The 20503-nt window shown below is 57.3% G+C and carries 24 protein-coding genes; 6 read left to right on the forward strand and 18 right to left on the reverse strand.

What is annotated here, in order from left to right; all coding sequences use genetic code 11:
• Positions 1 to 72: 72 nt before the first annotated feature.
• A complete protein-coding gene (pip, locus tag CLV87_RS08715) occupies positions 73 to 1050 on the reverse strand; it encodes a prolyl aminopeptidase (protein ID WP_133840725.1) in 978 nt (325 codons plus the stop codon).
• A 47-nt stretch (positions 1051 to 1097) separates the two neighbouring features.
• Here pip and ubiG point away from each other — a divergent pair, with 47 nt between their 5' ends.
• On the forward strand, positions 1098 to 1838 hold the full coding sequence (ubiG, locus tag CLV87_RS08720) for a bifunctional 2-polyprenyl-6-hydroxyphenol methylase/3-demethylubiquinol 3-O-methyltransferase UbiG (RefSeq protein WP_099241893.1): 741 nt from the start codon (positions 1098 to 1100) through the stop codon (positions 1836 to 1838).
• 3 nt (positions 1839 to 1841) lie between these two features.
• Entirely contained in the window at positions 1842 to 2144 is a 303-nt protein-coding gene (locus tag CLV87_RS08725; RefSeq protein ID WP_176556003.1) for a YciI family protein, read from the forward strand.
• 64 nt (positions 2145 to 2208) lie between these two features.
• Here CLV87_RS08725 and CLV87_RS08730 read toward each other — a convergent pair whose 3' ends face one another.
• From CLV87_RS08730 to CLV87_RS08755, 6 genes are all read right to left on the reverse strand, one after another.
• A complete protein-coding gene (locus CLV87_RS08730; protein WP_099241891.1) occupies positions 2209 to 3633 on the reverse strand; it encodes a PepSY-associated TM helix domain-containing protein in 1425 nt (474 codons plus the stop codon).
• A 169-nt stretch (positions 3634 to 3802) separates the two neighbouring features.
• Positions 3803 to 4159, reverse strand: coding sequence for a polyketide synthase (locus CLV87_RS08735; protein ID WP_235871878.1), 357 nt, complete (start codon positions 4157 to 4159; stop codon positions 3803 to 3805).
• Between the two features lie 110 nt (positions 4160 to 4269).
• Positions 4270 to 4716, reverse strand: a complete 447-nt coding sequence (locus CLV87_RS08740) for a MarR family winged helix-turn-helix transcriptional regulator (protein WP_099241889.1) — start codon at positions 4714 to 4716, stop codon at positions 4270 to 4272.
• 5 nt (positions 4717 to 4721) lie between these two features.
• Complete coding sequence (locus tag CLV87_RS08745; protein WP_099241887.1) at positions 4722 to 5552, reverse strand: carbon-nitrogen hydrolase family protein; 831 nt, start codon at positions 5550 to 5552, stop codon at positions 4722 to 4724.
• On the reverse strand, positions 5553 to 5810 hold the full coding sequence (gene grxC / locus CLV87_RS08750) for a glutaredoxin 3 (protein ID WP_099241885.1): 258 nt from the start codon (positions 5808 to 5810) through the stop codon (positions 5553 to 5555).
• A 38-nt stretch (positions 5811 to 5848) separates the two neighbouring features.
• On the reverse strand, positions 5849 to 6562 hold the full coding sequence (locus CLV87_RS08755) for a double zinc ribbon domain-containing protein (RefSeq protein WP_099244556.1): 714 nt from the start codon (positions 6560 to 6562) through the stop codon (positions 5849 to 5851).
• Between the two features lie 29 nt (positions 6563 to 6591).
• Between CLV87_RS08755 and CLV87_RS08760 the strand changes: the two genes are divergently transcribed.
• Both CLV87_RS08760 and hemH read left to right on the forward strand, forming a co-directional pair.
• Positions 6592 to 7425: a methyltransferase domain-containing protein gene (locus CLV87_RS08760; RefSeq protein ID WP_099241883.1), complete on the forward strand. Its 834-nt coding sequence runs from the start codon at positions 6592 to 6594 to the stop codon at positions 7423 to 7425.
• Between the two features lie 56 nt (positions 7426 to 7481).
• Positions 7482 to 8519, forward strand: coding sequence for a ferrochelatase (gene hemH / locus CLV87_RS08765; protein WP_099241881.1), 1038 nt, complete (start codon positions 7482 to 7484; stop codon positions 8517 to 8519).
• Between the two features lie 65 nt (positions 8520 to 8584).
• On the opposite strand, the gene CLV87_RS08770 is transcribed toward hemH, so the two are convergent.
• Together CLV87_RS08770 and CLV87_RS08775 are read right to left on the reverse strand one after the other, a co-directional pair.
• On the reverse strand, positions 8585 to 8776 hold the full coding sequence (locus tag CLV87_RS08770; protein WP_099241879.1) for a ferrochelatase: 192 nt from the start codon (positions 8774 to 8776) through the stop codon (positions 8585 to 8587).
• A 140-nt stretch (positions 8777 to 8916) separates the two neighbouring features.
• Positions 8917 to 9516: a L,D-transpeptidase gene (locus CLV87_RS08775; protein WP_099241877.1), complete on the reverse strand. Its 600-nt coding sequence runs from the start codon at positions 9514 to 9516 to the stop codon at positions 8917 to 8919.
• A gap of 170 nt (positions 9517 to 9686) precedes the next feature.
• Here CLV87_RS08775 and dalA point away from each other — a divergent pair, with 170 nt between their 5' ends.
• Positions 9687 to 10265, forward strand: a complete 579-nt coding sequence (gene dalA / locus CLV87_RS08780; RefSeq protein ID WP_099241875.1) for a divisome-associated lipoprotein DalA — start codon at positions 9687 to 9689, stop codon at positions 10263 to 10265.
• A gap of 18 nt (positions 10266 to 10283) precedes the next feature.
• On the opposite strand, the gene CLV87_RS08785 is transcribed toward dalA, so the two are convergent.
• The 9 genes from CLV87_RS08785 to hslO form a co-directional block, all read right to left on the reverse strand.
• Positions 10284 to 10781 (reverse strand): L,D-transpeptidase family protein, encoded by a 498-nt coding sequence (locus CLV87_RS08785; RefSeq protein WP_099241873.1) that lies wholly within the window; start codon positions 10779 to 10781, stop codon positions 10284 to 10286.
• A 76-nt stretch (positions 10782 to 10857) separates the two neighbouring features.
• Positions 10858 to 11643 carry an ion transporter gene (locus CLV87_RS08790; RefSeq protein WP_099241872.1) on the reverse strand — a complete coding sequence of 262 codons (786 nt, stop codon included), beginning with the start codon at positions 11641 to 11643 and terminating at the stop codon, positions 10858 to 10860.
• Positions 11644 to 11647: 4 nt separating this feature from the next.
• Positions 11648 to 12865 (reverse strand): class I SAM-dependent RNA methyltransferase, encoded by a 1218-nt coding sequence (locus tag CLV87_RS08795; protein WP_099241870.1) that lies wholly within the window; start codon positions 12863 to 12865, stop codon positions 11648 to 11650.
• Positions 12866 to 12872: 7 nt separating this feature from the next.
• Positions 12873 to 13400 carry a P-loop NTPase family protein gene (locus tag CLV87_RS08800; RefSeq protein ID WP_099241868.1) on the reverse strand — a complete coding sequence of 176 codons (528 nt, stop codon included), beginning with the start codon at positions 13398 to 13400 and terminating at the stop codon, positions 12873 to 12875.
• Positions 13401 to 15236, reverse strand: a complete 1836-nt coding sequence (locus CLV87_RS08805; protein ID WP_099241866.1) for an ABC transporter ATP-binding protein — start codon at positions 15234 to 15236, stop codon at positions 13401 to 13403.
• A complete protein-coding gene (locus tag CLV87_RS08810) occupies positions 15233 to 17095 on the reverse strand; it encodes an ABC transporter ATP-binding protein (RefSeq protein WP_099241864.1) in 1863 nt (620 codons plus the stop codon). Before CLV87_RS08810 ends, CLV87_RS08805 begins: the two co-directional genes overlap by 4 nt.
• Positions 17096 to 17261: 166 nt before the next feature.
• The gene (locus CLV87_RS08815) at positions 17262 to 18425 is read right to left on the reverse strand and encodes a CCA tRNA nucleotidyltransferase (RefSeq protein WP_099241862.1); all 1164 of its coding nucleotides are present in this window, start codon (positions 18423 to 18425) and stop codon (positions 17262 to 17264) included.
• Complete coding sequence (locus CLV87_RS08820; RefSeq protein ID WP_099241860.1) at positions 18425 to 19024, reverse strand: CoA pyrophosphatase; 600 nt, start codon at positions 19022 to 19024, stop codon at positions 18425 to 18427. The genes CLV87_RS08815 and CLV87_RS08820 overlap by 1 nt, the downstream gene beginning before the upstream one ends.
• On the reverse strand, positions 19011 to 19988 hold the full coding sequence (hslO, locus tag CLV87_RS08825) for an Hsp33 family molecular chaperone HslO (protein WP_099241858.1): 978 nt from the start codon (positions 19986 to 19988) through the stop codon (positions 19011 to 19013). The genes CLV87_RS08820 and hslO overlap by 14 nt, the downstream gene beginning before the upstream one ends.
• Positions 19989 to 20065: 77 nt before the next feature.
• Between hslO and CLV87_RS08830 the strand changes: the two genes are divergently transcribed.
• Positions 20066 to 20500: an NUDIX domain-containing protein gene (locus tag CLV87_RS08830; RefSeq protein WP_099244554.1), complete on the forward strand. Its 435-nt coding sequence runs from the start codon at positions 20066 to 20068 to the stop codon at positions 20498 to 20500.
• Positions 20501 to 20503 lie beyond the last annotated feature (3 nt).

The raw sequence follows: 20503 nt of genomic DNA on the forward strand, positions 1-20503 counted from the left end.
TCACGTTAACGACATGGTGGGTCGTGTAAAGGGTTCAAATGCGATGCAAAATGTCGGAAATGCGACAGACAGCTATTCGATTTGCGACGCAATTCGATCCATTGCCGCCACCAATTCTGCGCTGATCCCTGGCTCGGACAAGGCATGACCGGCGTTTCGAATCATGCGTAAATCAGCCTCTGGCCAGGCTTGTGCCAGTTCCCATGCGCGCTGAGGTGGGCAGATCATGTCGTAACGTCCCTGCACGATCACGCCCGGGATGTGGCTGATCCGATCGACATTATTCAAGATCCAGCCATCTTCTTCCAGGAAGCCACCATTGACAAAATAATGGTTCTCCAGACGGGCAAAAGCGCGGGCATAATCCCCCGGCGGTTCGCCGCCCTGCCCGTTGGAATAAACCGAGGCGAGCGCATTTTCCCAGACCGACCACGCCTGCGCATATTTGATTTCTTCGCGCAAATCACCGCTAAACAGCCGCTTGTAATAGGCGGTGATCATGTCTCCGCGTTCTTCAACCGGAATCATATCGCGGAACCGTGCCCAAGGTTCGGGCCAGAACTGCCCCGCCCCGCCGCCATAGAACCAGTCCAGCTCCGCTTGGGTCGACAGGAACACGCCGCGCAACACCAGATGGCTCACACGCTCTGGATGGCTGATCGCATAGATCAACGCCAGCGTCGCCCCCCAGCTGCCGCCAAAGACAATGAACTGCTCAATTTCCAGGGTCTCGCGAATGTGTTCGATATCCGCAACAAGATGCCAGGTCGTGTTGTTCTTGACGCTGGCATGGGGGCGCGACTTTCCGCAGCCCCGCTGGTCAAAAAGCACGACACGGTAAACCGACGGATCAAAATAACGACGCATTGCCGGGCTGCACCCGCCACCGGGGCCGCCATGCAAAACAATCACCGGAATTCCGTCAGGGTTTCCAGACTGTTCCACATAAATCACGTGCCCGTCCCCGACCTCCATCATACGCTGATCAAAGGGGTCGAGAGGCGGGTAAAGATATTGCACTGCGCGCTTTTGGCCCGTGAACTTGTCCATGACCTGACTATATTGTGCAGCGCAGGGAAAAGACCATGGGGAAAGTTATGGTATCCACCGTTGATGCATCCGAAGTCGCCAAATTCGAGGCCATGGCCGCAGAATGGTGGGACCCGCATGGCAAGTTCAAGCCTTTGCACATGATGAACCCGGTGCGGCTGGACTATATCACCACCCAGATCGCTGGTGAGTTTGATCGCGACCTGTCCGCGCCTAACCCATTCGAAGGGCTCCGTATTCTCGATATCGGTTGTGGCGGTGGGCTGTTATGTGAACCTATGGCGCGGCTTGGGGCCGAGATCATTGGCGTGGACGCGGCAGAACGCAATATCCCTGTCGCCGAAACCCATGCAAAGCAAAGCGGGTTGGACATTGATTACCGCCACACCACAGCCGAGGCCATGGCCGCCGCAGGTGAGCAATTCGATGTGGTGATCAATATGGAAGTGGTCGAGCATGTCGCCGACCCCCAAGCCTATCTGACCGCCTGCCAGCAATTGCTGAAACCGGGCGGGCTGCATTTGTGTTCCACCATCAACCGCAATCCCAAAAGCTTTGCCGTCGCCATTGTCGGGGCGGAATATGTCATGCGCTGGCTGCCCAAGGGCACCCATGAATGGGCGAAATTCATCACGCCGGACGAGCTTTATGAGCTGATGACAAATGCTGGTTTGACCCCGGTGGATCGCAAAGGCTACGTGTTTAACCCGGTGACATGGCGCTGGAGCATCTCGGATCGGGATCTGTCGGTGAACTACGTCACCGCAGCGTTGAAACCGGGAGCTTAACCAATGCCTGTCATCCCTGAGGGCCACAATCTGTTTGCTGTGGACATCACCTATAACGTCCCCCTGACCGAGGTCGAACCACATCTCGATGCCCATATGGATTTTATCGCCAAGGGCTATGAAGAAGGCCGGTTTCTGGCATCCGGGGCCAAGGTGCCGCGCACTGGCGGTATGATCATCGCGATGGGCAAAGACCGCAGCGAGATCGAAGCCCTGATGGCGCAGGATCCGTTTACCATTGCGGGGGTCGTTGCGCTGCTGATCACAGAATTCAAACCCGCCAATGTCGCAGATGCGCTGAAATAGAGACTGATTTCAGGTAGTGGATAGGGCGCATCCCATCGGGTTGCGCCCTATTGTTTGGCTCGGGTTAAGAGACGATACGTTTCAAGCGCGGAACATTTGCCAACACGATCACGTCAACGGCAATCACGGCCAAAAGCGCAATGCCCGCCATCGGAAAGGCCATCGCCAAGACCAAGGCGATCAGAACGGCACCTTTCCACATGGGCATATCCTGCGGAACCGGCGGCGCGGCCAGACGCTTGGCCCCTTGGGGGCGACGCTTCCACCACATGATAATGCCGGTGACATTGACCATCAGGATCACGCTCAGCAGCACAAAATTCAGAACATAGTTCCAGGTGCCCGCCAGACCTTTGTGCAGCGCGATGCCCTGGGCCATGGATTTGGCCATCAGCGAATAATCCGCATAGCCAATATCAGCCAACATATTGCCGGTGTAGCGGTCAAAGTGAACGGTGCGATCCTCGTGTGGGGCGACGGTGTCCTCGGATTGCGAGGCGCGCATCAGGGTCCAAACCCCTTTGTCACCCGCTGGCAAAGACACGCGATATTGGCCTGAGAACCCATTGGCCTGCGCCCACATCACAACTGTGTCCAACGTGGCCGGTTGCGGCAGGGCGACCGTGCCCTCAGCCGTACCGGATTCCGGCATTGGGGTCAGTTCAAGGCCCCAAGGCACCTCATCCAACGGGCCATGGTTCAGCGAGGCATGGGTCAGATCGGACGACCAGAAACTGGCCTTCTTTTCTGCCGGATAGGATGACCAGGGCTGAACCAGCTTTCCGCCCCAGACCCCTGCCCAAGCCAACCCTGACAAGATGAACAACACCAGAAACACCGAGACCCAAACGCCCCCGACAACATGCATCTCTTTAAACAGGGCCCGGCCCTTTTTGGTCAGGTTGGGAACCAAGGCGCTCAGAACGCTGCGTTCACGCGGCCACCACATGTAAATTCCCGTCGCGATCAAGACCAAAGTCAGCGAAACCGCCGCTTCGATCAGGCGATCACCGGTATCGCCAATCAACAGTGTGCCATGAATGTCATTGGCCCAAGCATAGAGCGTCTCAGTCTTTGAATTCACGGCGGTGACTTCGCCAGAGTAAGGGTCAACCGCGACGGATTTAGCTGGGATTTCCCAGGGTTTCATGCCGGGCTTGGCGTCCGCAGGGTTGCGGATCACGAAATAGGCTGGGCGGTCTTCTGCCTCGGGTGAGGTGTATTGGATCAATTGCCCCGGCACAGAGTCGAGCGCGGATTTGGCCTGCACCGAAGGCGGCAAAGCTTCGCCCGTTGCCACAACGCGCGGCGCGCTGCCCAATTGGTTCGACAGGCCATTGTCGATCAGCATGATGAAGCCCGTGATGGTCAGCATCATCAGAAACGGGATGACAAACAGGCCTGCGTAGAAATGCCAACGCCAGGCGGCGAAATAGAAAGCGCGCTCGCGTTTTGGCGAGTCGGCTGGTTGCGTGGTTGTATCAGTCATGGGTGACGTCCTGGTCAGAAAATACGGAGTTGGGAGTCAGACCGAGTGCGTTGCAGGCCGCGAGGTGAACACACTCAAGATGTGTTCCCGTGACGGATCGAAACGAAGGAAGGGTCCAACTGTCTGATAATCTGGCCTTTTGGCCAGTTCACTTTCCTAAGAAAGCAAATCAAACAGTCGGGGGTGCCCGCGCATGGTGGGGGCTGTGACCGGTAAGATCGTTCAGCCGCTGTGGTTCTGGCACCCAATCGGTCAGGTCAATGCCAAGTTCAAGCACGACAGACACACCGGCAGAAAGCGGCACATTCATAGCAGCGTGCAGACGACAGGCCTCACAGCTTTCATTGCTCGCGCCGCCTGTGTCGCCACAGATATCAGCCGCGTCCAATCCCAAAGTCAGCGCCAATTGCTGCAGCGCTTGATCATCGGGCGTCATGACACGATGCGCAAAGCCGGACGTTGCCAAGGCAACCACCAGCGTTACGGTCAAAGCCAACATGGGCAGGATTTTGGTCCAGCGTGTCATATGACGAAACGCGTAACACCGGCGCGATTTTGTGAAAAGTGGAAAATCGTCGCTGGCCACTGATCACTTTCGAGAAACGGTGGGCGAGCCAAGGCCCGTGGACAAGGACCCTAACCCTTGTCTTCCTCATCCAAACGCAAGCGCAATTCACGCAAGACAGGCAAAGCCGCGCGCACATTGTCTTCGCCCAGGTCCGACATCATTTCATCCAGCATTGGGACAATCGCCGCCAAGGCCGCATCCCGCGCTGATCGACCTGCCGGACTGATCGACACAAATTTCCGGCGCGCATCATCCCAATCCGGACGAATATGCACGTAGCCTGCAATTTCCAGTTTTCCCAATGTGTTGGTCATCGCCCCTCGGGTCAGATGAAAAGCCCGCGCCAATTGCGCCGGGGTCTTTTCCCCGCCCCGCGCCAGCAGGTTCAAAACCGAGAAATGCGACAGCTCCATCTTGTTGGGCAGCACCTTGCCAATGCGGGCGCGCAGCAACTGATCTGCGGTCAGCAGTTCAGAGATCAATGAGATCGCTAATGCGCCTTCGCTGGTGCTCATATCGGTCAGGGGCCTCTGAAGTCACGGTCATGGGTCAATGAGGGCACTTTATTCCGCGCAATTGTCACCGCGTCTAGGTCTAGATCGGCACAATAGACCCCGGGTTCGACCCCTGCATCCAAAACCACCTCGCCCCAGGGGGAAATGACCAGAGAATGACCATGGGTCGAACGGGATTTGCCGACCGAAGCCGGGTGTTTGCCAGTTTGCGCCGGGGCGAGGACCCAACATCCGGTTTCAATCGCCCGCGCCTGCAACAAGGGCTGCCAATGCGCCGGGCCGGTTCCGGGTGAAAAGGCCGCCGGGGCGGTGATGATCTGGGCACCCGCCTGCGCCAGCGCGCGATGCAGATAGCCGAAACGAACATCGTAGCAGATGGTTAGCCCGATATTGCCAATCGGAGTTTGCGCCATAACCGCCTGATCTCCGGGGGCAAATCCGGCGGATTCACGATAGGTTTCTTCGTCGCTGACCTGCACGTCAAACATATGGATCTTGTCATATCGCGCTTTGATCTCGCCCTCGGGCGAAATCAGGAAGGAGCGGTTGGCAAAGCGGGTTTCTGGCGCCTCGGACAAAACCGAAAGCGATCCGGCCAAAACCCAAAGACCCAGTTCAGCCGCCTCTTCACGCATGGCTTGCAGAACAATATCTTGGTCCTCACGCACCACGACGCTTTCTTGATGGACACGCGAAAAGCTGAGGATATTGGTGACTTCGGGGGTCAGGGCAAATTCCGCCCCCTGATCCTTGGCCTGGCGCAGCATGGCACGCACGCTGTTCTGATTTTCCTCGGGCAGGTCCGAGGATGTCATTTGCAGCAATGCGATGCGCATTTAGGCCTCCAACAATGGGTCCAGCTTGCCGGCGCGTTCCAGCTCGTACAAATCGTCACACCCGCCAACATGGGTCTCACCAATAAAAATCTGCGGAACCGTATGACGGCCATTGGCGCGATCCATCATTTCGGATCGGCGATTAGGCTCGACCAACACGTCGATTTCGGTGAACTCAACACCCTTTTGTTTCAACAGGCGTTTGGCCGCGTGGCAAAAACCGCAAAGCGGCGAGGTGTAGATTTCAACGGGTTGCATGGGCGTTCCTTAGACAAGTGGTGACTTTCTAAGGGCAATTAGGGGTCCTTGGCAACGCGTGCCAGAATGCTCACAAAAACCTGACCCGATCCAATGGCCAAACAAGCCTCAGCCGCGGCAGCCAAGGTTGCGCCGGATGTCATCACATCATCGACGATCAGGACGGGCCGGTTTTTCAGCAACTCTTCGCGATCGGGGGACACTGTGATGCGCCCGGTGACGGTTTCAAACCGTTCTTCTCGGCTTTTGCCGTCAAGGCTGGGCGTGGGCTTCGGGCGCTGCAAGGCGTCCGGGCACCAATCAAGATCCAATTCCTCAGCCAATGCTTCGGCCAAAAGCGCAGATTGATTGTAGCGCCGCGCCAGATGGCGATGCAGATGCAAAGGGATCGGGACAATGATCAAATCCTCTTGCACCAGATCACGTGTGACCCGCGCCATCCATTTGGCGGCAGGTTTGGCAATGTCCTGACGGTCACCATGTTTCAGCCCCAGAACCAGCCGCCGCCCCTGATCCTTGTATTCCAGCGCCGCGCGCCCTTTGGTCCAGGGGCGTTCGGTTTTCAGGCATTCATCGCAAATCTCGGCCCGATCCGACTGCCCCGGCAAAGGCGTGCCGCATAAATCGCAGCTCAGCCCCGAGATAAACGGGGTCTTGGGCCAGCAGGCGCTGCAAATACCAAAATCCGTCTCAACCAGGCCGCCACAGGACAGGCAGCGGGGCGGATAGATCATCTGCACTAAAGTTTGCATCCCCTGCGCCCACATTCTATGTGCCTTTCATGTCCCAAGCCCCTTCGAACCCGCCAGGCCTGACCGATCGCCAAGCCCTGATCCGCAATCGCCAACGCGCGCTGAAAGCTCCCGAGCTTTTCCTGCATGAAACCGCGCTGGACGAAGCGCAGGATCGGCTCTCTTTGGTTAACAGAACGTTTACGGATGTGGCGATTATCACGCCTTTCCCGCAGGTTTGGGCCGCGTCCTTTCCAAATGCCAAGATCATCCCCGACGATGAGGTTCTGGCCCTAGAGGAACAAAGCCACGATCTGGTGCTCCACGCCCTTGCCTTGCATTGGGCCGATGACCCGGTGGGTCAGTTGATCCAATGTCGCCGTGCTTTGCGACCGGATGGCTTGTTTCTGGGCCTCACCTTTGGCGGCCAAACCCTGCACGAATTGCGTGCATCGCTTGGCCAAGCCGAGGTTGAGGTCACTGGGGGCATGTCGCCACGCGTTGCGCCTATGGGCGAAATTCGCGATCTTGGCGGGTTGCTGCAACGGGCCGGGTTCAACCTGCCTGTGGCGGATGCCATCCCGCTCAACACCAGTTATCAATCACCGCTCCATTTGATGCACGAGTTACGCGCCATGGGGGAGAACAACGCCCTGGCCACCCGGCTACGCCATCCGACCCAACGAAATGTCCTGCTGCGCGCCATGCAGATCTATCACGAAAGTTTCGGCACAGATGACGGCCGCATTCCCGCGACCTTTGAGATCATCACGCTGACAGCATGGTCACCTGATGACAGCCAACCCAAGCCGCTTCGCCCTGGTTCTGCGACGCAACGCCTCGCCGATGCGCTTGGAACCGTAGAAAAGCCGCTGAAAGATTGACGTAAAGCCCTGACGCGATAGTTATTTGCCTCAAAGAGCAAGGCCAAGGACACGAAATGCCCGACATGATCAAACCAGCCGACCACCCGACGTTTCCAAAACAAAAGGTCGGAATCCTCTTGGCCAATCTCGGCACTCCGGATGCGACAGACTACTGGTCGATGCGGCGCTATTTGAACGAATTCCTGTCGGATAAACGTGTCATCGATTTTCCGGCCTGGAAATGGCAGCCCTTGCTGCAACTGATCATCCTGACCAAACGTCCGTTTTCCTCGGGCGAGGCCTATCGTTCCATCTGGAACACCGAAAAGGATGAAAGCCCGCTGATGACCATCACGCGGGATCAGACCGAGGCGATTTCGGCCAAGCTGTCAGAGCAATATGGCGATGAGGTTATGGTCGATTTCTGCATGCGCTATGGCAATCCGTCGACCAAGTCCAAGGTTGATGCCATGGTCAAAGCGGGCTGTAACCGGATCCTGTTTGTCCCGCTTTATCCGCATTACGCCGGCGCGACCTCGGCCACCGCGAATGACGAATTCTTCCGCGCGTTGATGGAGCAGAAAATGCAGCCCAGCGCCCGGACCATCGACCCTTATTTTGAGCATCCTGCCTATATCGACGCTTTGGCGAAGTCCGTCGAAGAAGGCTATGCCAAGCTGGATCACGAACCCGATTTGCTGGTGGTGTCCTATCACGGCATGCCGCAACGCTATCTGAAAGAGGGTGATCCCTATCACTGCCAATGCCAAAAGGCCTCTCGCCTGCTGCGGGAACGTTTGGGCTGGGAGCAGGACAAGATCGTCACAACTTTCCAATCGGTCTTTGGCACCGAGGAATGGTTGCGCCCTTACACCGTCGAACATGTGGCCGAGCTGGCCAAGCAGGGTAAGAAACGGATCGCTGTGATTGCGCCCGCCTTCTCAGCGGATTGCATCGAGACACTGGAAGAGATTCAGGAAGAAATCTGCGAAAGTTTCGAAGAAGCTGGGGGGGAAATTTTCAGCTATATTCCCTGTCTAAATGACCGCCCAGACCACATCGAGGCGCTGTGCCAGGTCATAAATGAGAATCTCGGCGGCTGGCTCCGTTAACGAAATTCAAAAGAAAAAGGCGGCACCGTCGCGCCGCCTTTTCCGAAATTCTGATACCAACTGGCTTAGTTGGAAGCAGCTGCCGCCAGAACTGCGATCAGCAGCAGAGGCACAACGATCGCTGCGGAAGAGGAAGAAGCTGCAGTTTCTTCAACAACTACAACAGGTTCCATGACAACGTCGTCTTTCGCATAAGAACCGGCCATTGCGGTGGATGCGGCTGCGGCGAATGCGGCGGCAAGTGCGATTTTTTTCATTTTCTTCTCCAGATAATTGCCTGCAGGTGACGGGCACCTGGCAAGCTCCCAAGACTTTCCTCGTGAGTCTGTCTAAGCAGTAAACTGTTGGAAATGCAAATGACACGACTCGGGGCGATGCGCAGATCGCCGCTTTTTCGTCAAATAAGCAACACTTGAGTGCCAACTTTGGTCATGGCGAAAAGTTGTGCAATATGCTCGTTATATAGGCCGATACAACCATTCGACGAACGGCGCCCAATCTTGCGAGTATCGTGGGTGCCGTGGATTCGGTAATACTGCCAGCTCAGGTACAGAGCATGGGTTCCCAGCGGGTTATCGGGACCGGGGCCGACAAAATCAGGCCATTCCGGATTGCGTTTACGCATGGACGGAGTCGGGCGCCAGGACGGACCTTCGACCTTGCGGATGACCTTGGTACGACCACGGCGGGTCAGGTCTTCGGTCAGTGGAACCGAGGATGGGAAAAGGTGATAAGCCCCTGATTCTTCCCAATAATGCAGCGCCCGTGAGGTGATATCGACCAGGATTGCACCATTGTTCAAATTGGAGAAATGCGGCTGCCAATCCAGCGTGCGAAAGCTGGAGATATTGCGCCGCACCACGGTCGAAATATCGCGTTCGATTTCCACGGTTTCCTGACCATCAACACTTTGGGCCAGAGCCGGTGCGCCGAGCACGGCCGCGGTCCCAGCCAGAAACGCGCGGCGATTGAATTGCTGTCCTGCGCTCTTCGTCATCGTCCAAACTCCTGTCAGACCTTATCAATACTTGCGGCGATAATATGGCGCGAATGCCTCAGTCGCAATTCAAACACTTGTTAACTGGCGGGCTCACGCCGATGTGGGTTTGATTGGCAACGCTTCATTCGCTATGGCTAGGCCGTCTTGAATGTATAATGAGCAGCCTCATGAACCGCCGTGCCTTTGTCGCCTTGTCCGCAGCCGCAGCTTTGACAGCCTGCACCACCACGCCGACCGATGCGCCCCTGGGCGCGGATGGGAAACCAAAAACCAGAATTTATCGGATCGGGCCTGCCAATGCCAATCGCATTCAATTCCGTGTTCTTGATTCGGTGAACGCCCTGCGACAGGCGTCCGGTGCGGCCCCGCTGAAAATGAATGCCAAACTGAACGCAGCAGCTGCGACACATGCGCGGGATATGTCGGTGCAAAACCGCCCTTGGCATTTCGGGTCTGACGGATCATCGCCAATCGATCGCGTCAAACGCGTTGGCTATTCCGGCCGTCTCGTCGGAGAAACCATTTCCGAAACCTACGAGACTGAACTTCAGACGCTGTCCGCCTGGATGGAAGAGGCCCATACGCGCAACGTTATTCTTGACCCAACCGCGCGCGATCTTGGCTTTTCCTGGCATCAAGAAAGCAATGGCAAGATCTGGTGGACCATGGTTATGGGCACTCCGGAACTGGCAGCAACGCCAGGTACAATTGCCGCCGCACCAGCCGAGTCAACAGACGCGGGTTAATCCAAAAGGGTCAAAACTCTAAGGATTGATCCGGATCGGGGTGCCATCCCTGACCATCGCATAGATGTCACGCATTTCGCGATTGGTGACGGTGATGCATCCTGCCGTCCAATCGCGACCCTTGCGCCGTTTGCCGTTATTTGGCCGACCGTGAATAAAGATATCGCCACCCGGCGAACGGCCCAGCGCCTTTGCCTCGGCGATATCCTGTTCATTGGGGTATGAGATCCCGATGCTCAGGTAAAACGCGCTGTTCGGATTGCGCCGGTCGATAAAGTAATCCCCCTCGGGCGTTTTGCCGTCACCGCGCACCTTCTTGTCACCAACAGGGGCAAAACCCAGTCCGAAATTGTAATCCTTCAGCACCTTATCATGGTGCAGTAGATACATTTTACGCTCACCTTTATTGACAATAATCTGCGTCACTTCGGGGCCGTGGTAACGTTTAAACTTGGACGCACAGCCCGACAGGCCAAGCGCCAGACAAAGAACCACAAGAAACTTGAAAAACTGCATCACATCGCCTCGTTTTTCAGCACAGCATATACCAATTTGGCCCAATCGAACAGGACACGTTTCTGTGACGGACCGGTCACTCCCGTGGCTGGTTTTGGGCCATCCGGGTCACCTGTTTTTCGATCTGCGACAGGCGTTCCAGCACCTCATCGCGATAGGCATCGGTCTTGATTGTGTCCTCTTCGGCATGGGCGTCCTGCATCGAGTTCACGATCAGGCCCACCAGCAGGTTCACCACCGCAAAAGTCGTGACCATAATGAAGGGCACAAAGAAGACCCAAGCATAGGGGAAGACCTCCATCACCGGGCGTACGATCCCCATGGACCAGCTTTCCAAGGTCATGATCTGGAACAAGGAATAGGCGGATTGGCCTAGCGTACCGAACCATTCGGGAAAAGCATCGCCGAACAGCCGGGTCGCGATCACCGCGCCGATGTAAAAGATAATCGCCATCAACAGGAACACACTGCCCATACCGGGCAAAGCGGTGACAAACCCTTCGACCACGCGGCGCAACCGTGGCGCGGCAGAAATCACGCGCATGACGCGGAAAATCCGCAACGCACGCAAGACAGAGACCCCCTGCCCCGCCGGAATCAGGGCAATGGCAACAATCGCAAAGTCGAACAGGTTCCAACCGCTGCGAAAGAACCCAAAGCCGCGGGCAAAGAGCTTGATGGCAATCTCGACAACAAAAATCGCCAGGCAGAGCGCATCAATCAGCTTGATCACCCCGCCCCAGTTCTGCATGAGCGTGTTAGATGTCTCCATTCCCAGCACAATGGCGTTGATGATGATGACACCGATAATCGTGTTCTGGACCCAAACCTGATCCAGCCAATTCCCAAGACGTTCGCGCAATGTCTTACCTTTTGAATTCCAGTTCCGCTGCCAGTTCTACATGGGTTGACCAACGGAATTGGTCCACCACCTGCACCCAATTCAGCGCATAACCGCTGGCCACCAGACGGGCCGCGTCCCGCGCAAAGGTCACTGGGTTGCAGGACACAAAGGCAATTCGCGGAATCTGGCAACGTGCCAATTGTTCCACCTGCGCCTCCGCTCCGGCGCGGGGTGGGTCGATGACCACCCCGTCAAAGCGCGCTAGTTCATCCGGCAAGAGCGGATTGCGGAACAGGTCGCGCGCCTCGTGGGTGACGTGTTTCAGGCCTTGGGCATTGCGCCACCCGTGATCGAGCGCCTTGGTCATCGCCTTGTCGCCTTCCACCGCATGAACGCGGGCGTCTTGGGCGATTGGCAGGGCAAAGGTGCCGCAGCCTGCAAACAGATCCGCCACATGTTTCACGGTGCCCAACGCCTCGCGAACCGAGGCCAATAGCGCCGCTTCGCCCTGTGGGGTAGCTTGCAAAAAGGCACCGGGGGGCGGTGTGACATCGGCCACGCCAAAGCGCTGAACAGGCGGCAGACGGGTCAGCGCCTCGTCATCCCAGGTGATCCGAGCCAGATCATATTTGCGCCCAAGCGCGCCCAGCGCCTCGCGCAAAGGGGAATCCACCGGCTTGCCGCCCGTGACGGAAATATCCAGGCCCGACAGGCTTTCGGTCACCAGAACCGACAGCTCGCCTTTGCGGCTGGCCCCCAGCACCGCCAGCTCTTCGACCAAGGGCAAAGAAGCTGCGATCTTGGGCGAGACCAACTGACAATCCGGGGTTTCGACGACTATGTCAGAGCCTTTGCGATGGAACCCGGCCAAGGCCCCCTTTTTCGTGCGTTTCGCCGAAAATGACGCGCGGCGGCGCGACCCCGGGGGCGAGGTCAGGCAGGCACGAATTTCAGTCTTGAGCCCTTGGGCCTCCAAAGCACGGGCAACAACATCGGTCTTCCAGGCACTGGCAAAGGCCTCTGACGCATGTTGCAACTGGCAGCCACCGCAAGATTTCGCATGGCGGCAGGGCGCTTTGACCCGATCATCTGACGGGGTCACGATTTTCGGTGCGGCCATGATGCTGTTTTCCACGACACCTTCGGCCACCTCACCGGGCAATGTTGCGGGCACAAATATCGGGCCTGCGGCGATCCCGTCGCCCTTGTGGCCCAATCTCTCGATTGTCACTTGCTGCATAGGGGGCCTATTGCCTCGAAACATGCACCGCGTCGAGTGTTTTTAGAAAATCACGCACCTGCGCACGGCTTTGCAGGTGAAAAACCGCCTTGTCAGAGCCTGCTTTTGCCATCAGCGCCAAGTTATTGGCCCGGCCTGTTTTCCGCGTGTTCCAAATCCATTGCCAGAACTCAAGGCTGAACTGTTCCGGGCACCCATCCGGCAGGTCCGGTCGGCTGCGCCCATAGTCGCGCAGAGTTCGCCAAAACACGCGCCACGCGCGAAACCTCAAGGGAAAGTCGAGCACGATCAGCGTATCCGCCCGGTCAAGCCGGTGGTCATAGCTTGCCGACAATCCGCCCTCAAGAATCCAAGCCTCACTGATCTCGACCGCATGGACCATTGCCAGCTTTTCCGCTTTGTCACGCTCCATCCAGCCGGGTTTCCAGTGGATCATATCCATGTGCTGCACCGGCAATCCGGTCTTTTGCCCCATGGCGCGGGCCAGATAGGATTTGCCGGCACCGGGTTGGCCAACAATCATGACGCGTTTCATTCATTCAGCCGCCTCTTGCGCATCAATGAAACCACCCGATTGCCGCGCCCAGAACCTTGCATAGAGACCGTTTTGCGCCAAAAGCGCGTCATGACTGCCCTGTTCGGCGATGCGCCCCTGATCCAGTACGATGATGCGATCCATCTGCGCAATGGTCGAAAGCCGATGCGCGATGGCCAGCACGGTTTTACCTTTCATGACCTCTGTCAGCGCTTCCTGAATCTCGGCCTCGACCTCGGAATCAAGCGCACTGGTCGCTTCGTCCAAAACGAGGATCGGCGCGTCTTTCAGAATGGCACGGGCAAGGGCAATGCGCTGACGCTGCCCGCCTGACAGTTTGACCCCGCGCTCGCCCAGCCGTGCGTCATAACCCTCGCGCCCTTCGTGATCTTTCAGCTCACCGATGAACTCATGCGCCGAGGCGCGGCGCGCGGCCTCGAACACCTCTTCGTCACTGGCATCGGGGCGACCGTAACGGATGTTTTCCATGGCCGAGCGATTGAACATCGCGGTTTCCTGCGTGACCATGCCAATCGCCTCGCGCAGACTGTCCTGTGTGATCGTCTGAACATCCTGGCCATCAATGGAAATAGACCCTGTTTCACGGTCAAACAGCCGCAAGAGCAAAGCAACCAGCGTTGATTTCCCGGCGCCAGAAGCACCGACAACGGCCAGCTTTTCGCCCGGTTTGACGGTCAGCTCGATGTCTTTGACACCGCCAGTCACCCCGCCATAGGCAAAGCCCACTTTGTCAAACTGGATCTCACCACCAGCGATCTGCAAAGGCACGGCATTTGCCGCGTCCTGTACGCGTTGCGCCGGGGCCAGCGTCTTCATGCCATTTTCAACTTCACCGAGGTTGGAATAGAGCCCCATCAGGGTGAAACTGACCCAGCCGGTCATTTGCGACACCCGCACAGCCACGGCAGCAGTTGCAACAATGTCGCCCGTGCTGGCGCCACCATTGCTCCACAAAACCAGCGAAGTCCCGGCAAGCAGAACCGGCAAAGCCCCGGCCAGCAGCATCAGGAAAAACCGAAAACTCGCCGAAAGCGCGCCAAAAGCCAGCGCCTTTTCCCGCAATCCGACCATTGCCTGTTGTGCGGCCTGCTCCTCGTGTCGGTCCGAGGCAAAGAGTTTGACGGTTTTGATGTTGGTGATTGTATCCACCACCTGCCCGCTGACATTGGCCCGCGCCCCGGCCCGCGCAGCCGAGCGTTTGCGGATGCGCGGCAGGTACCAGCGGATCAGGGCGAAATAGCCAATCAACCACAGTGCAAACACGATCAAAACCCGCGCATCAATCGCCGCCAACAAGATGAAAGACCCCGCCAAGGAAGCGCAGGCAAAGACAATCGCGCTGATCGCCTCGGACACCACCATGGTCAGCGAATTGGCGGTCTGCATCTGCTTCTGAGCAATCCGCCCAGCAAAATCATTGTCGAAAAAGGTAACCGACTGCCCAAGGGTCCAGCGGTTTAACCGGGACAGCACAAGCGCGGGCAAGTTGGGCATGACGACATAGTTGTTGGCGACCGAAGACATGCCGAACAGGATCGGACGCAGAACCACGAAAAACCCGACAACCCCAAGAACAAAACCCAGATTTGCCGCGCTGAAGAATGCCTCGGGGCCCAGGGCAACGGCCTTGTCGACAACGGCCCCCATGAAATAGGCGGTCGCGGCCTCCATCCCGCCTGCGAGGGCAGACAGGATGGCGGCAACGCATATCATCGGCCAGGCCCCACGCAGACCCCAGCGAATAAAGGCCCAAAGGGTCGCAGGCGGTGCCGTGTCGTCCACCACAAAGGGTTGGATCAAATCCGAAATCTTCACTCTGCTGCCCCTTTTTGCCTGTTTTCCTGATCATCCGGGTCCATAAACCCGCCAGATTGGCGCGCCCAGAACCCAGCATATAGTCCGCCCTGCGCCAAAAGCACGTCATGGCTGCCCTGTTCGACGATACGCCCCTGATCCAGCACCAGAATGCGATCCATCTGCGCAATCGTGCTCAGCCGGTGCGCAATCGCAATCACAGTCTTACCCTGCATCATGCCATAAAGTGTCTGTTGAATGGCGGCCTCGACCTCACTGTCCAAGGCACTTGTCGCCTCGTCCAACAACAGGATCGGCGCATCCTTGAGGATCACCCTTGCCAGGCTGATCCGCTGTCGCTGCCCGCCTGACAGTTTCACACCCCTTTCGCCGACATGTGCATCATAGCCCTTGCGTCCTTTCGGGTCCTCGAGATCCATGATGAACTCATGCGCCTGCGCCTGCTTGGCGGCTTCGATCATCTGCTCTTCGCTGGCATTGGGACGACCATAGAGAATGTTGTCGCGCACCGATCTATGCAGCAGGGAACTGTCCTGCTGAACCATTCCAATGCTCAGACGCAGACTGTCTTGCGTGACCTGAGTGATGTCTTGACCGTCAATCAGGATCACGCCCTTTTCGGCGTCATAGAACCGCAAGAGCAGCTTGACCAAAGTCGACTTGCCCGCGCCTGATCTGCCGACAAGACCAATCTTTTCGCCCGGTTGGATGTCGATGGAGACATTGTCCAAACCGCCGGAGTCACGCCCGTAGTGGTGTGTTAGAGACTGAACTTGCACATGTCCGGCCGCAAAATCCAACGGCAGCGCATCGCGATCATCCACCAGTTTGATCGGCTGGGCGATGGTCTCCATCCCTTCCTTGACCACACCCATTTCGCGAAACAGCGTTGTCAGGGCCCACATGATCCAGCCGGTCATGGCGTTCAGCCGCAAAGTCAGCGCCGTCGCTGCGGCGACCGCCCCGGTGCTGGCTGACCCCTGCATCCAAAGTGCAATCGCCCAACCGACAACACCAACGATCAGCAAGCCATTCAGGCTGACCAGGGTCACATCCATGATGGTGTAGAGCCGCATTTCCTTTTGAAAGGTCTGGCGGGTGTTTTCGATGGCATCACGGGCATACTCCATTTCACGGTCGTGATGGGCAAACATCTTGACCGAATGGATGTTGGAATAGGCATCGACGACGCGCCCGTTAAACTCGCTCCGCGCATCAGACGAGGCCTGAGAGGCCGGAGAAACGCGCGTGATCGTCCAACGCAACAGCACCCCGTAAAGCGTGAGCCAGATGATCAACGGGATCATCAGTCGGGGGTCAGCATCGCCCAACATGACCATCGCCCCAACCACATAGGCCAAGGCAAAGGTGATGGCGTCAAAAACCTGGAACATGACTTCACCCGCAGCAGGCGGAGTTTGCATGATCCGATTGGAAATCCGCCCGGCAAAGTCGTTTTCGAACCATCCAACAGACTGGCGCAACACGTGATTATGGGCACGCCAACGGATCAAGGACCCAAAATTGGGCAAAATCGCGTTGTTGAGCAGCAGCACATCCACCGCTTGGACAAGCGGACGGATCACGAGGATAAATGCGGCCAAAGCGAGCAGCCAAAACCCGTTTTCCGCCCAGGCGGTGGCCGGATCACCAGTCAGAATGTCGACAACCCAGCCCATGGCCCAGATCAGGCCGATTTCGACAGCTGCAACGACCACGGATAGCAAGGCAGCCACCGCAAAGATGTGTTTGAACGGCTGCGAATACCCGGCAAGAAACGGAATTACCCGCGTCGGCGGCGTGTCGGTTTGTTCGTAGTCGCAGTACGGATTTACAAGATTTTCAAAGAAGCGGAACATAAGGAGGCCCTCAAAACAGGCAAAAATATCAACGATGGAAGTCGGTCAGGCTGAACCTAACCGCACAAGCAGACAGGGTCAGCGAAAGCTGGGTACAATCCTGTCTGTCATCATCGTCGATCCTCCAAATGGGTTCGCCTTCTGATAGCGCAGAAATTTTTGTCTGTCACCCCTTGTTGTGGGATGAGAGCAATTCCGCCTTTGACAGGGCAAAGTCAGACGTGATCCAAGCCGCCTCAAGCTCTTTCAATCGCGCGCCCAAGGCTGCGCCGGAAAAATCGGGCATAAGATCCTTGGCTGTGATTGGAAACTTGGCGGTCTCTGCGGCCTCAAGGGCCCTGTGATCCGGCAAGATCACAGGTTGCTCAAGGCTCGCGGCCTGCATGGCCAATGCTTCGCAAGCCGCGCGCGCACCATGGCGATAGGCTAGATCACGAGAGGATTCCTGAGACATAATCAGTCTCTGATACAGCTCAATTTGTCTCTGCTGCACTTTGGACAAGCGGAGCGAAGCCCCATCGGAAAAGCCAAGCGTCACCAGACGCCGCAACCCATCAGGTGCAAGTTTCAGGGTGCCTTCATTCATCACCAACGGGCCAAGCGGTTTGGCAACGGCCCCCGGCAAAACCCGCGCTAATACGCCGGTCTGTTCCATCACAAAAACGGCCATTGTCGGATCAGGGGCCGAGAGCAATTTGACAATTTCGCTGCCCACCCGTTCCCGAGACAGTTGATCAAGCCCGTCCAGATTCGACGCAATCGCCGACAGGGCCTCAGCATCCATGCCTTCGGACGGATCACCATACCAGGCGGCAAAGCGAAAGAATCGCAGGATACGCAAATAATCCTCGCGAATGCGGCGATCCGCATCCTCGATAAACCTAAACCGGCGCGCTTTGAGGTCGGGAAGCCCGCCCAAAGGGTCAATCACCCGCCCGGTGCGATCTGCATAGAGCGCGTTCATGGTGAAGTCCCGGCGAATGGCGTCTTCGGCAACCTCATCCGCAAACCGGATCACAGCGCGACGCCCATCAGTCTCTATATCAGCCCGAAACGTGGTTATTTCATAAGGCTCGCCCTCTGAGACCACGGTGATTGTTCCATGGTCGATCCCGGTTGGAACGGCCTTGAGCCCCGCTTGCTTGGCCAATTCCATGACCTTTTGCGGCCGCGCATCGGTCGAGATATCAACATCGGCCACCAGCGCGCCGAGCAAAGCGTTACGAACACAACCACCGACGGCAAGAGCTTGAAAACCCGCCTCTTCCAGCATCAACATTACCCGCTGCGCTCCGTCAGCCTGCAACCAATCACCGGTGATCCGTTCCATCACGACACCCGGTCGGCCAAACCACGCAAAATACGCGCGGTTGCGCCCCAAATGTAATAAGGGCCAAAGGGAGCGGTGTAATAGTGTCGGCGGCGCCCTTGCCAGCGGCGCGACTGCACTGTGAAACAGGCTGGATTGGTCACATGATCAAACGGCACGGCAAAGACCTCGTCCACTTCGCCAGGCTCTGGTTTGACCTCAAATGTGTCTCTAACCAGGCCCAAAACGGGGGTGACGGTGAAGCTGGTCACTGTCTCATGGGTCGGCAATGTCCCCAGAACCTGCACATTGTCAGGCTTTAGCCCAATCTCTTCATCCGCCTCGCGCAAAGCTGCAGCGACAACGTCTGCATCACCTTCATCCTGTTTGCCGCCGGGAAAGGCGATTTGACCGGGATGGTGTTTCAGCCTTGAGGACCGTTTGGTCAGGATCAGCTCCAGCCCATTCGCCCCCTGTTGAAAGGCCATAAGCACCCCAGCCGGGCGCAATTTGCGACCCGGGGGGAGCGTCACATCAGGGTTGAGATCGAAATCAGAGGAAGGGGCCGAGCGATCGCCCAGCGCCCTTTTTAGTCTCTCTATCTGCTCACTTGCCGCCATTTTCTGCCTCGAACCCAACTGTCTTTGGGTCGAGAACATAATGCGCTGAGCAGAACTGGCAATCGGCTGTGACCGTGCCCTCGGGTGTAGTCATCTTTTCGATGTCCTTGGCCGAATAGATCGACAGGCTTTGGCGCACGCGATCCTCGGAACAGGTGCAGCCAAATTGCACCGGCTGCGCATCGTAAACCCGTGGCTGTTCCTCGTGAAACAGGCGAGTCAACAGTTCGGTCGGCGAGACATTGGGTCCGATCAATTCCAGATCCTCAACCGTGTTGAGGTGGAAATTCACGCGGTTCCAGTTTTCTTCGACCTCATCCGCCGTTGCCTCGGGCTGCGCCAGAACATGTTCCGCACCTTTCAAAAGGGGGGATGCCTTGGGCAATTGCTGCAACATGATACCACCGGCGCGCCAATGCTCTGGCACACCGGGTTCCATCGACTTGCCAAAAGAGAGCGAGAACCGGGTCGGCAATTGCTCAGACTGCGCAAAATAGGCCGTCGCACAATCCGCAAGGCTGTCACCAGACAGGCCCGTGATCCCTTGATAGGGTTTTGTGCCGTCGCCCTGATCAATCAGGATGGCAAAATAGCCTTCATCGCCCAACTGCTTGAACGGGGTCTCGTCGGTCAGACGATCCTTGTCAAAGCTGGCATAGGCTCGAATACGGGCCGGTTCGCCCTCTTTTTCGGGACCATAATAGTCGGTTGCAATCATGCGCACCGCACCTTTGGTCTGCACCTGCAGCGACAATTTCCATTTCAGCTTGATCGTTTGACCAATCAACGCTGTGAGCAAAGCCATCTCGGCCACCAGCGCCTCGACCGAGGCCGGGTAAGCGTGCTGTTTCAACACGCCGGACAAGACACCATCCAGACGCGCCACGCGGCCGCGCATGTCGGTGTTATCAAGCTGAAAGGGCAGGACGGTATCGTCCCAAGCGATTTTGGTACCAATGCTCATGGGGTTTCCTTACGTGCCTTGGAATGGCATATCGCAGCCATATAGGCACGATCAAGCCAAAGGCAAAGGGGCAAGATATGACAATGCGCTTTGGAACGCCGCCAGAACGCGGTCGCCGCTATGTTTTGCGCCCAGGAGTCTATGCCATTCTGCCCAGGGGTGGACGGCTTTTGCTGACCGAACAGGCCCCCGGTCCGGAAATCCAGCTGCCGGGGGGCGGCATCGATCCGGGTGAATCCCCGATTGTCGCGCTGCATCGCGAAGTCGAAGAAGAAACCGGTTGGTGTATTGGTCGCCCCACACGGCTGGGCGCATTTCGTCGTTTCACCTATATGCCGGAATATGACCTTTGGGCCGAAAAGCTGTGCACAATCTATGCCGCGAGGCCGATTCATCGGCGGGGAGACCCGACTGAGGCCGGGCATCGTGCGCTGTGGATGACGCCACAACAGGCCGTTCATGCGTTGGAAAACACCGGCGATGCGCATTTTGTTCAGGTCTTTTGCCTGTAGCCT

This window comes from Pelagimonas phthalicica (assembly GCF_004364805.1).
In the GTDB taxonomy this organism is placed as follows: Bacteria; Pseudomonadota; Alphaproteobacteria; order Rhodobacterales; family Rhodobacteraceae; genus Pelagimonas; species Pelagimonas phthalicica.

Excerpts from the sequence above, each read along its gene's own strand:
- hemH (WP_099241881.1), top strand. The coding sequence starts at position 7,482 with ATGCCCGACATGATCAAACCAGCCGACCACCCGACGTTTCCAAAACAA.
- pip (WP_133840725.1), bottom strand. The coding sequence starts at position 1,050 with ATGGACAAGTTCACGGGCCAAAAGCGCGCAGTGCAATATCTTTACCCG.
- CLV87_RS08800 (WP_099241868.1), bottom strand. The coding sequence starts at position 13,400 with ATGAAACGCGTCATGATTGTTGGCCAACCCGGTGCCGGCAAATCCTAT.
- CLV87_RS08810 (WP_099241864.1), bottom strand. The coding sequence starts at position 17,095 with ATGTTCCGCTTCTTTGAAAATCTTGTAAATCCGTACTGCGACTACGAA.
- CLV87_RS08830 (WP_099244554.1), top strand. The coding sequence starts at position 20,066 with ATGACAATGCGCTTTGGAACGCCGCCAGAACGCGGTCGCCGCTATGTT.
- CLV87_RS08795 (WP_099241870.1), bottom strand. The coding sequence starts at position 12,865 with ATGCAGCAAGTGACAATCGAGAGATTGGGCCACAAGGGCGACGGGATC.
- CLV87_RS08725 (WP_176556003.1), top strand. The coding sequence starts at position 1,842 with ATGCCTGTCATCCCTGAGGGCCACAATCTGTTTGCTGTGGACATCACC.
- CLV87_RS08740 (WP_099241889.1), bottom strand. The coding sequence starts at position 4,716 with ATGAGCACCAGCGAAGGCGCATTAGCGATCTCATTGATCTCTGAACTG.
- CLV87_RS08735 (WP_235871878.1), bottom strand. The coding sequence starts at position 4,159 with ATGACACGCTGGACCAAAATCCTGCCCATGTTGGCTTTGACCGTAACG.
- CLV87_RS08730 (WP_099241891.1), bottom strand. The coding sequence starts at position 3,633 with ATGACTGATACAACCACGCAACCAGCCGACTCGCCAAAACGCGAGCGC.
- CLV87_RS08785 (WP_099241873.1), bottom strand. The coding sequence starts at position 10,781 with ATGCAGTTTTTCAAGTTTCTTGTGGTTCTTTGTCTGGCGCTTGGCCTG.
- dalA (WP_099241875.1), top strand. The coding sequence starts at position 9,687 with ATGAACCGCCGTGCCTTTGTCGCCTTGTCCGCAGCCGCAGCTTTGACA.
- CLV87_RS08755 (WP_099244556.1), bottom strand. The coding sequence starts at position 6,562 with ATGCAAACTTTAGTGCAGATGATCTATCCGCCCCGCTGCCTGTCCTGT.
- CLV87_RS08760 (WP_099241883.1), top strand. The coding sequence starts at position 6,592 with ATGTCCCAAGCCCCTTCGAACCCGCCAGGCCTGACCGATCGCCAAGCC.
- CLV87_RS08775 (WP_099241877.1), bottom strand. The coding sequence starts at position 9,516 with ATGACGAAGAGCGCAGGACAGCAATTCAATCGCCGCGCGTTTCTGGCT.
- CLV87_RS08815 (WP_099241862.1), bottom strand. The coding sequence starts at position 18,425 with ATGGAACGGATCACCGGTGATTGGTTGCAGGCTGACGGAGCGCAGCGG.
- CLV87_RS08820 (WP_099241860.1), bottom strand. The coding sequence starts at position 19,024 with ATGGCGGCAAGTGAGCAGATAGAGAGACTAAAAAGGGCGCTGGGCGAT.
- hslO (WP_099241858.1), bottom strand. The coding sequence starts at position 19,988 with ATGAGCATTGGTACCAAAATCGCTTGGGACGATACCGTCCTGCCCTTT.
- CLV87_RS08745 (WP_099241887.1), bottom strand. The coding sequence starts at position 5,552 with ATGCGCATCGCATTGCTGCAAATGACATCCTCGGACCTGCCCGAGGAA.
- CLV87_RS08770 (WP_099241879.1), bottom strand. The coding sequence starts at position 8,776 with ATGAAAAAAATCGCACTTGCCGCCGCATTCGCCGCAGCCGCATCCACC.
- grxC (WP_099241885.1), bottom strand. The coding sequence starts at position 5,810 with ATGCAACCCGTTGAAATCTACACCTCGCCGCTTTGCGGTTTTTGCCAC.
- ubiG (WP_099241893.1), top strand. The coding sequence starts at position 1,098 with ATGGTATCCACCGTTGATGCATCCGAAGTCGCCAAATTCGAGGCCATG.